The sequence below is a fragment of the Dickeya undicola genome, assembly GCF_000784735.1.
Taxonomy (GTDB): Bacteria; Pseudomonadota; Gammaproteobacteria; order Enterobacterales; family Enterobacteriaceae; genus Dickeya; species Dickeya undicola.
Genome location: NZ_JSYG01000025.1, coordinates 97,525 through 104,358, shown reverse-complemented (window position 1 = coordinate 104,358; position 6,834 = coordinate 97,525). Strand labels below are relative to the sequence as shown.

Genomic DNA, 6,834 nt, shown 5'->3' with positions numbered 1-6,834 from the left:
ACGGCACAGTGGTGATCAACCCCGACGGGACGCTGACCTATACGCCGAACGCCAATTTTAACGGCACCGACACCGTGACTTATACGGTGAGTGATGGCGCGGGTGGGGTAACAACTGGGACTCTGACCATTACTGTCACTGCCGTAAACGATGCGCCAGAGGTGCTCGGTGAGACAACGCTGACCACGTCGGCGAATACCCCGGTTTCGGTAAACGTGCTGAATAACAGCCGCGATGTGGACGGTGACCCGCTGACAGTCACCTCTGTATCGGTTAACAACGGCAGGGTGTTGGTTAGCGCCGACGGCACGATGACTTACATCCCCAACCCCGGCTTTAGTGGGACGGATGTTGTCAGTTATACCCTTAGTGACCCGCAGGGAAGTACGGCGCGTGGCTTGCTGACGGTGGTAGTGAGTGCGTTGCCGGGAACGGATGGCAATACGGCAACCGGCGGAGCCGGACAGATGAACTATGTACCGCCGCCGGAGAATGCAGGATTGCCGCCCACGTTCACGCCAGGGCGTCTGAGCGCGGAAATGGAAGCCAGAGAGTATGACCCTGTACTGCTGGACGCCGTGAATGCGATCAAAGGCTTGGGCGGTAGCGCGCTACTGCTTGGTAATCAGCCGGGCAGCCAGGCTATTGCGGGTGTGAAGTCACTTGGCACCAGCAGCGGGCTTGATTTGGCGCAAGGGAGTATTAATCAGGTTGTCCGCGATTTTGAGCCAACCTCGACATTTGAGTTTTTGAATGATGCACAGAATCAGCCTGTAACCAATCCGGCAACATTGGGTGAAGGCATACCCATCGGGCCGGAAACCGCACAGAACAATAACACGATAATACCTACGCAGGACGAACCCGCTGTCACGGTAGATCAGCAATTACAGACTATTGCGATGCGTGAGCAGCAAGCATTGAGGGATCTTATCCGTGCGTTGAGCTAATGGAATGTCACAATGCCTGATTTTATTAAACCGTCTGTTTTGGCGTCTGTTGCTGTCTGGGGAGTGGTGACGATTACCGGGTGTACGGTGACGTCGCCACCGATTGATACCGATAAACAAACCTGGGACGCGTATGACCGCATCAATACGATCGTGTCCCGTGATGAGGCGGTTTCTGGCCCGATTTCGTTGTATGAAGCGATGGCTCGCGCGCTGAAATACAACCTCGACCAGAAAATCGAACTGATGGATGAGGAATACAAAAGCAAACTCAGTGAACTGGGGAGGCTTGGCATGTTTCCGTCGGTGGTGGCGTCGGTGGGCGGTAGTCAGCGCAACAACGACTCCGGTTCCAGCAGTCGTTCATTGATCGACGGCAGCCAGTCGTTGCAGTCCTCGACCTCTTCCGAACGGCGCACCTATACCGCTCAGCTGGCGGCCAGTTGGGACATTCTGGATTTCGGCCTGTCCTATATTCAAAACAAGCAGAATGTGGACGAGCAATATATCTCTCAGGAGCGGCGACGCAAGGTTATCAGCCGTATTCTGGAGGACGTGCGCACGGCCTACTGGCGGGCAGTCAGCGCCGACCGTACCCATGAAAAACTGATCAAGCTGGAAGCGCTGGCGCAGAAAACCTTGTTCCAGTCCGAGCAACTGGCGAAGCGGCGCAACGTGTCGCCACTAAAGGTGCTGAATTATCAGCATGACCTGCTGGAGATTCAGGCCAATGTGCAGCGGATGCAGCGTGAATTGTTTTTTGCCAAAAAGCAGTTAGCGGCGCTAATTAACCTGAAACCCGAAACACCGTTCAAGCTGGTTCTGCCCGACCGAACCGCCGTCGTGCCGGAATTACCCGGCTCGGCGGAGCAGATGATATTGATTGGGCTGAAATACCGCTCCGAATTGCGTGAGTCCAGTTATCGAAAACGGATCAATGATCATGAATTAACGAAGCAATGGGTCCGTAATTTACCCTCATTTAAAACGTTATTGGGTATGAATTACGACACCAATAAATACCTCTATAACAATGAATGGACGAATTTTTCCGGTACGGTTAGCTGGAATTTGATGAATGTGTTCAGTTATCCGATGCAGCATAAAGTGGTGCAGTCTGAGGCGAAGGTGATTCAGGCACGTGAGGATGCGCTGATAATGGCTATTCTTACGCAAATCTATGTCGCCAGGGCGCGCTTTATCCGTCTTTCTCAGGAGTTAAATACGGTACGTCAGAGTCATGAAGTTCAGGACAATATATTAGAACTGACCCGTGCCGGTTTTCAGGGAAAAATCATCAGCCAGATGGATCTGGTTCAGGTTGAGATGAAAACCATTCTGGACGAGGTGCGTTACGACACCGCCTACGCCGATTTGCAGAATGCCTATGCCAATCTGTATGCCTCAATGGGTATCGATAATTTTGATTCTGATATTACTGAAAAGGATTCCGTCTCCAGTATCGCGAAAAAACTCCAGTTTTATTGGACGGAAGAAATTACCACCTTACCGCAAGTATCAAGGCGGGAAAATCCATGAAGAACTGTCGACTCGTTATTATTTTGGTGATGGCCGCCCTGTCGTTTTCCGCCCACGGTGTTGGGCCGGAAAACAGTAGACCGGAAAATAATAGACCGGGAATGAAAGGGAGTTCCCGCGCGGTATTATCGGGTAACCGGGCGTTTACTGAAGAGAATGGCGTGTATCAGGCGCACGGTGTGTTACGGGCGATCAATCGGGCCACGCTCTCTTCGGAGCTGGCGGCTCAGGTATTACAAATTCCGTTTCGTGAAGGCATGGCGTTTAACAAAGGTGACCTGCTGGTGGGGTTTAATTGTGCCCGCCCTCGCGCCGAAGCTGATGCCGCCAACGAAGAGGTGAAGGTAAAAAAGAACGCCTGGGACACCAATATCGAGCTGGATAAATTCCAGTCGGTGGGGCGGTATGATTTGCTCACCTCGCAGGCGGAATACAATCAGGCGGTCGCCAAAGCACGCGGGCTGGCGATTCAAATCAGTTATTGCGAAATCCGAGCGCCTTTTGCTGGTGTCGTGCAGGAACTGAAAGTCTCGCCGTATGAAGCGGTGTCGGTCAGCCAGCCGCTGATGACTATTGTGGACCCGAGCGCGCTGGAATTGAACGTGATTGTGCCGTCTTCGTGGCTGAATTGGTTGAAGGCCGACATTCCGCTCCAGTTTATGGTGGATGAAACGCAGTCGGCTTATCAGGGCCATGTCACTCAGGTGTTGCCGCAAATCGACGCGGTGAGCAAGACGGTAAAAATTATCGGTCAGCTCGATGCTGACGCCCTGAGCCATCAGGTGTTTGGACCGGGTATGAGTGGGTCGGTCATGTTTAAACCGTCGGATGCCCGAAAGCAGTCAGATGACCTAAAACAACAGGGGAACGCTCATGAATAATACGATCCCCGCGTCAGGTAATAACAACGCTGCGCCGTTGGGGCAACTGGCGCTACCCGCCCTGAAACTGCTGCAATTTGAGGCCGCGATCCGCAAGCTGGCGGACGAACGGCTTATGAAAGCGCATATCGCCAATGCAGTACGACAGTTGCTGCCCTATGAGCAGGCGATTGTCTGGCAGCGCAATCAGTTCTCCGGCAAATTGCGCGTGGTGCAGGTATCGGACGTAAAGGGCGTGGAACGCAAAGCGCCGCTGTTGCTGGCGCTGGAGCGGTTTCTCAATAAAAAAGGCCAGGCGCTGGAGGCGTGCCGGGTCATCAATTTGCAGCAGGCGAAGGCAGCCGAACTGAAAAACTATCCGCTGCAACATGGGCTATGGTTGCCGCTTGGCTATCGGGAGCGGCCGGAAGCGGGGGTGCTCTACCTGCGCAGTGAGCAGGATTTTAACGACGCTGAGCAGTCGCTGGCGCTGCGTCTTTCCGAAACCTATACCCATGCGTGGCTGGCGTTGCGGCGTGAACCGCGGCTGTCGCAGGGAACGCGGTTGCTGCGCCATTGCCTGTGGCTGGTTCCGGCTATTCTGGCGGTGGGTGGGTTTATTCCGGTGCCGCTCAGCGTGGTGGCACCGGTGGAAGTGATCGCCCGCGACCCCTACCGCTTGACCGCCCCCATTGATGGCGTGGTGCGCCAGATTCTGGTTGCGCCCAACAGCCAGGTAGCGTCCGGAACGTCGCTGGTGCAGTTCGAAGATCTGAAACCCTATAACGAAATGGTGCTGGCCGGGCAGGAGCTGGCGGTGGCGGAAGCGCACAGCGGTCAGGTCAACGCTTCGGCGTTTGAGGATGAAAAATTCCGTCAGGAGATGGCGGTAGCCAGTACCGAATACCTGCTGGCGAGAGGGCGCTATCAATACATGACGGACATTTACCAGCGTACCAAAGCCGTCGCGCCAAAATCGGGTATCGCTATCTATACCAATAAGCGCGACTGGGAAGGTAAAACCGTGCGGGTGGGCGAGGAGATCATGCAGGTGGCGGATCCGCAGAAGATCCAGTATCAGATTGCGCTGCCGGTCAATGACAGCATCCACCTCAAAGCCGGTGATCGGATTCGTATTTTTCTCGACAGTTCGCCGTTGAAATCCTATAACGCCACGCTGACCACCTTCAGTTATACCCCGCAAGTCACGCCGGAAGGCGTCAGCAGTTATACGCTGCTGGCCGAAGCGGATGGCGACGACGTTTATCCGCGTATCGGTGCCAGGGGAACGGCGCGCATCTACACAGAAGACGTGCCGTTGTGGTTTCAACTGTTGCGCCGTCCGATTGCATCGGCCAGACAGTTTTTGGGGATCTGAGCATGGTTGACGACAGCACGGCGCTGCCCCGTTTACGTCAGGAACTGCAACTGGAATCCAGCCCCGGCAGCGACGGCGAGATGAGCTGGCGCATTTATGACCCCTGGCAGCATCGTTTTTTTCAGTTGCCGGACAGTGATGTGATGCTGATTTCCCGGCCCGGTTGTCGCACCATCGGTCAACTGAAACCGTTGCTGGATTCACGCGGGCGGCGTTTCGATATTGAGCAGTTCGGTTCGCTGACGCTGTTTCTACGCCAGCAGCATTTGCTGATGGCGCAGGACTATGCAACATCGGCGGAGGAGAAACCCAAGGCGCTATTGCTGCGCAAACCCAGCGTCCGGCAACTGCCGTTATGGGACCCAATGCCGTTGCTGCATCTGGTGGCGGGCGATCATCTTCGCTGGCTTGTCCGGATACTGTTAACACTCTGGCTGGTCGTCACGTTGGTTGGGGGGTACATGACGGCCAGACAGTGGGACAGCTACCTCGCCACCTTTCGGGATTTCTACTCGCTACAAGGCGTGCTGGGGTTTGGCGTGGCGATCCTGTTTTTGAAATGGTTCCACGAAATGGGACATGCGTTTGTGGCCTATCGTCAGGGCTGTCGGGTGGGAAAGATGGGCATTTCTCTGTTTGTCATCTTCCCGATGTTTTACACCGATCTGACCGACGCGGCGCGGATTGTTCAACCGCGCCGCCGGATGTGGATTGCGCTGGGCGGCGTGGGGGCAGAGACGCTGATCGCCGGTTTGGCGACCGCAGGATGGGCGCTGTTGCCACCGGGTTCGCTGCGTTCCATCTGCTTTGTGCTGGCAACCACCAGCTGGGTGACGACGCTGGCTATCAACCTCAATCCATTTTCCCGTTTTGACGGTTACTACTTTTTAAACGATCTCACTGGGGTGGATAACCTGCAACCGCGCTCGCGCTCGCTGCTTAATTATTACTGGCACCGGTGGGTTCTGGGGCCGGTGCTGGACAAGCCGGAGCCGGTCGGCGGCCTGCGCCCTAAACTGATGGCGCTGTATGGCCTGATGGTGCTGGCGTACCAAATGTTTCTGATCCTGGGCATCGGTTATCTGGCTTACCTGTTTTTCATTCCGCTCATCGGGATACTGATCTTCGCTTACATCCTTTATCACTATTTGCTACAGCCGCTTTTGCTGATGGGGAGAGACATGATTCGGCATCGGGAGAAAATAACCTGGAGGCGTAAACTGGTTCTGACATTGCTGCCGTTCGTGGCGATGGCCGCTTTTTTTTACCCACTTCCTCACACCGTCACAATCCCCGTTATGGTGAATATTCAGGGCCAAACGCTGATTTACACGCCAGAGAAAGCACAACTGGAGACGGTTGCCGTCAGCAATGGCGATCGGGTGCGTCAGGGGCAGGTACTGCTGCGTTTTTCCTCGCCGGAACTCACCTTTCAGCGTGAGCAGGCAATGATGGAGCATGACCTGATGCAATTTCGGCTTAACCGCATCAGCAGCTCCGAGGCGGAAAAACTGGAAACCGTGACGCTGCGCCAGAAGTTGCAGGAAGCGGAAGAAACACTGGCCGGGCTGGATAATCAACTGGCGCAGTTGGTCTGGCGCTCGCCTGTCGAGGGGATGGTGGTGGATTTGATCGCCAATTTGCAGCCGGGGCAGTGGTTCTCGCCGGATCAGGTCATCGGCCGGATCCTGGAAGGCGACAAACAGGACATCATTGGCTATGTGGACGAAACCTTTGTTTCCCGTCTGTTGCCCGACCAAAAGGGCAAATTTATCCCGAATAATCTGTCGGCACCGTCCCTGCCGGTCAAGGTTGAACAACTGGACCCGAACAGCTCCGAATTTATTACACCGAAATCACTGAGTGTGCTGTATGGCGGGCCGATCGCCTCGTTGAAAAACGAGAAAGGGGATGCGGTGCCGGTGGTGGCGATGCACCGAATACAGTTTCTGTTTAGCGACGCCCGCCTGCCTGAACAGCAGGCGTTGCAGGGTGTGGTGGTGTTGCGCTTGGCTCCGGAGAGCCTTGCCAGTCAGTCGGGGAAACGGTTGTGGCGTTTGATTATTGCGGAACTTAACCGGTAAGCGGAATCACTGTAACGCGGGAG

The 6,834-nt window shown here is 55.1% G+C and carries 5 protein-coding genes; all 5 read left to right on the top strand.

Annotation, left to right across the window (positions count from 1 at the left end; translation table 11 throughout):
- The coding region (locus OB87_RS12910; protein WP_152605894.1) for a tandem-95 repeat protein at window positions 1–950 on the top strand (950 nt) is incomplete at its 5' end.
- A 12-nt stretch (window positions 951–962) separates the two neighbouring features.
- Window positions 963–2,489, top strand: a complete 1,527-nt coding sequence (locus tag OB87_RS12905) for a TolC family protein (RefSeq protein WP_072025472.1) — start codon at window positions 963–965, stop codon at window positions 2,487–2,489.
- Entirely contained in the window at window positions 2,486–3,370 is an 885-nt protein-coding gene (locus OB87_RS12900) for an efflux RND transporter periplasmic adaptor subunit (RefSeq protein ID WP_033569823.1), read from the top strand. Before OB87_RS12905 ends, OB87_RS12900 begins: the two co-directional genes overlap by 4 nt.
- Window positions 3,363–4,727 carry an HlyD family efflux transporter periplasmic adaptor subunit gene (locus tag OB87_RS12895; protein ID WP_050515712.1) on the top strand — a complete coding sequence of 455 codons (1,365 nt, stop codon included), beginning with the start codon at window positions 3,363–3,365 and terminating at the stop codon, window positions 4,725–4,727. Before OB87_RS12900 ends, OB87_RS12895 begins: the two co-directional genes overlap by 8 nt.
- A 2-nt stretch (window positions 4,728–4,729) precedes the next feature.
- On the top strand, window positions 4,730–6,811 hold the full coding sequence (locus OB87_RS12890; protein ID WP_033569822.1) for a biotin/lipoyl-binding protein: 2,082 nt from the start codon (window positions 4,730–4,732) through the stop codon (window positions 6,809–6,811).
- Window positions 6,812–6,834: the final 23 nt, after the last annotated feature.

What these genes read in the sequence shown, in the direction of transcription:
- OB87_RS12905 (WP_072025472.1), top strand. Translation starts at nt 963, where the DNA reads ATGCCTGATTTTATTAAACCGTCTGTTTTGGCGTCTGTTGCTGTCTGG.
- OB87_RS12900 (WP_033569823.1), top strand. Translation starts at nt 2,486, where the DNA reads ATGAAGAACTGTCGACTCGTTATTATTTTGGTGATGGCCGCCCTGTCG.
- OB87_RS12895 (WP_050515712.1), top strand. Translation starts at nt 3,363, where the DNA reads ATGAATAATACGATCCCCGCGTCAGGTAATAACAACGCTGCGCCGTTG.
- OB87_RS12890 (WP_033569822.1), top strand. Translation starts at nt 4,730, where the DNA reads ATGGTTGACGACAGCACGGCGCTGCCCCGTTTACGTCAGGAACTGCAA.